This window comes from Pseudomonas sp. GM49 (genome assembly GCF_000282355.1).
Lineage (GTDB): Bacteria > Pseudomonadota > Gammaproteobacteria > Pseudomonadales > Pseudomonadaceae > Aquipseudomonas.
This window is the reverse complement of sequence record NZ_AKJL01000274.1, coordinates 1-3,100: the sequence shown is the minus strand read 5'-3', so window position 1 is coordinate 3,100 and position 3,100 is coordinate 1. Positions and strand designations below refer to the sequence as shown.

At 63.0% G+C, this 3,100-nt stretch carries 4 protein-coding genes; all 4 read right to left on the bottom strand.

The window, feature by feature from the left end; all coding sequences use genetic code 11:
- A partial coding sequence (locus PMI29_RS05445; RefSeq protein WP_008002382.1) for a TolC family protein occupies positions 1–919 on the bottom strand: 919 nt, incomplete at its 3' end.
- On the bottom strand, positions 916–1,803 hold the full coding sequence (locus PMI29_RS05450) for an efflux RND transporter periplasmic adaptor subunit (RefSeq protein WP_008002380.1): 888 nt from the start codon (positions 1,801–1,803) through the stop codon (positions 916–918). The genes PMI29_RS05445 and PMI29_RS05450, both read right to left, overlap by 4 nt.
- Entirely contained in the window at positions 1,800–2,009 is a 210-nt protein-coding gene (locus tag PMI29_RS05455; RefSeq protein ID WP_007987399.1) for a DUF1656 domain-containing protein, read from the bottom strand. The genes PMI29_RS05450 and PMI29_RS05455 overlap by 4 nt, the downstream gene beginning before the upstream one ends.
- On the bottom strand, positions 2,006–3,100 hold a 1,095-nt coding region (locus PMI29_RS05460; RefSeq protein ID WP_008002378.1), incomplete at its 5' end, for an FUSC family protein. The genes PMI29_RS05460 and PMI29_RS05455, both read right to left, overlap by 4 nt.

Below are 3,100 nucleotides of genomic sequence, written 5' to 3'. Positions count from 1 at the left end.
TGGCGGCCGCCAGTCGCCGCTCGGCCTGCCGCACATCGGGGCGACGCTTGAGCAACGCGGCACCATCTCCCACCGGAATCAATTGCGCAATTTTTGGCAGCTCATCGCAAGTGGCAGTGCCGGCCGGTAGTTGATCTACCGGTTTGGCCAGCAGCATCGACAAGCGGTACAGCCCGGCCTGACGTGCTGCCTCATAGCGCGGCATGTCGGCGCGCAGGGATTTGAATTGGGTTTGCGAGCGGGTGACCTGGGTTTCGTCGCCACGTCCGGCATCGCGCAAGCGCTGGATCAGCGTGGTGCTTTGGGCTTGCAGGTCGAGGGAATGCTGGGCGATTTCCCGCTCTTCATTGGCCGCGCACACTTGGGTGTAGGCCCGAACCACATCGGCCACTACAGTGATGCGTGCCGTATCGGCGGCGGCCTGTGTCGCATCGGCATTGGCCTTGGCCGCTTCGATGCCGCGTTGCAAGGTGCCGAACAGGTCGAACTGGTACGACGCACTGATGCCGATATCGCCGATGTTGGCCACCGGCACTTTTTCCGGCAACAGGAAGGCTTCGCCGGATTCCTGCAAGCGCTGGGCGCCCATCTTCACACCGCCGCTCCAGCCGCCCGCCGCCTCGGCCTCATCGACCTGAGCGCGAGACCGCGACAGACTGGCCGCCGCCACGCGCAAATCGGTGTTGGAAGCCATGGCCTGCTGTACCAACTGGTCGAGTCGCGGGTCCCGATACAGGCGCCACCAATCGGCCGGCACCGGTGCGGACACCACCGTTTTGCCGTCGACCGCCAGATCTCCCTGGAAGTCTGGACGATGGACAGCCGCCTCCTCGGGCAAGTGATAATCCGGCCCGACCATCTGACACGCCGACAGCAGCAAGCCTAATCCGGCAACCGCCAAACCCGAGGCCTTGCTCATTGCGCCGGCTCCCGTTGCTGATCGTCGATGATCGATACCGTAGCGGTGCGCCCGGCGATCATGCGGAAATCTTCCGGCACGTCATCGAAGGCGATCCGCACCGGAATCCGCTGAGCCAGCCGCACCCAGCTGAAGGCCGGGTTGACGTTGGGCAAGAGGTTATTGCCGCTGGTGCGGTCGCGGTCTTCGATACCGGCAACGATGCTTTCCACATGCCCGCGCAAGCGCGCATTGTCGCCGATCACCCGGATGTCGACGCTTTGGCCAATATGGATGCCGTTCAGTTTGGTTTCTTCGAAATAGCCGTCGATGTGGAACGAATTGCTGTCGACCACCGACAACACCGGACGCCCGGCGCTGACGAACTCCTGGGCCCGTGGCGCGCGGTCGTTGACGTAGCCGTCTACCGGGCTGCGGATCACCGAGCGATCGAGGTTGAGTTGTGCGCTGTCCACCGCCACCTGGGCTTCCATCAAGGCGACTTGGGCGCGGGCGACTTTAGACTGGCTTTCTTCCAGTTGTTCACCCGGCACCAAGTTACCAAGGCCTTTGTTGCGCTTGGCCTCGCGCTGGGCCTGGGCCAGGGTTTCTTCGCGGTCGGCAACGGCCGCCTTGGCCTGGCGCAGGGCCAGCTTGAAGCGGTCCGGATCGATGCTGAACAACACCTGGCCACGCTTGACCAACTGGTTGTCGCGCACCTCCACTTGCTGGATCAACCCGGAGACATCCGGCGCGATTTGCACGATGTCGGCACGGATGTGCCCGTCGCGGGTCCAGGGCGCGAACATGTAATACATCACCATGCGCCAGACCACGACCACGGCGAAGCTCACGATCAGCAGGGTCAACACCACGCGACCAAGGGTTAGAAACGGTTTTTTCATGTCATCAGGTATCGACTGAGTGAATCCACAGCGCCAAGCAGCAAGGCGTAGAGGGCCACGTTGAACAATGCCCGGTGCCAGACCAGACGGTAAAAGTGCAGGCGCGTCAGCACCCCGTGCACCAACAGGTACAACACATAGGTAATGCCCATCAGCACCAGCAGCGTGGGCAGGAACACTCCGCTGAGATCCAGGTCACCGATCATAAAGGCGCTCCATCAATGCCATGGGGAAGCGGTTCTTCTGGCTCGGCGGCACCGACGAATTCGACGCCGGGCAACAGTGCCAGGCGCAGTCCGCTCAGGGCGTGCAGCAGATGCCGACGGGTTTCATCATCGCCGGCACCGCCGAGGGCGCGACGCGTGCGGTCGAGGGTCATCAGCAACGGGCTCGGTGCCGGCAAGCGTTCACCGGCCTTGAGACAGGCCTTGAAGTACTCGCCCACCTCGGCCACCACCTGGCGCAGCAGCACCTGCGGCACACCGAGGACCCGCGGCGTATAAGCGAGCAGGTCCAACAGATTCAGTGCCACTCGCACTTCCCGCAGCGCCACGCCGGAGTCCTGGCCGGTCATGGCCAGGCGCGGCAGATGCTGCATCAGCCGATCAAGCATCTTTATGCCCAACAGCCGATGTTCGGACAGCGTGGCCGGTTCAGAGAGGCCGACAATGTCACGCCAGCTGAAACGGGTCAGGCGCTTGGCCGCCAGTTCGGCACCGAACGGCCGGGCGATCAGGGTCCAGATGAACGCGAACAGCAGCCCCATGGGACCGGCCAGGTTGGAGTTGGCGAAACTGAGGAAATCCGCGTCGTAAGCGCCTTGAATACTGATAAAGGACGAGGTGTTGACCAGGGTCAGCAGCATGCCCAGGTAAAACTGCGGTTTGACGGTCAGGGTGCCGACGCAAATAAACGGCACGGCGAACGCCAGCACTAGCATCGGAAAGTCATGCAGGTTGGGCAGCACCAGAAACAGATAAAGGCTGGCGAACACCACCGACATCGCCGTCCAGAAAAAGAACCGGTAAATCTGCGGCGCCGGGTCGTCCATCGAGGCGAAGAAGCTACACGCCACCGCCGCCAGGATCACGGCGCTGCCGCCATCGGTCCAGCCGAGCAGAATCCACAACACCGAGGCCACGATAATCGCGGTGACGGTGGAAGCCGCGGAATAAAACATCAGGCCGCGATCCAGAAACGGGGACAGCCGCCCCAGCCGCCAGTGCCGATACACCGCGCGCCAGCTGTCCTGGCTTTCGCACTGGATGGCGTATTGCAGGCTGCGGCAGTCCTGCCA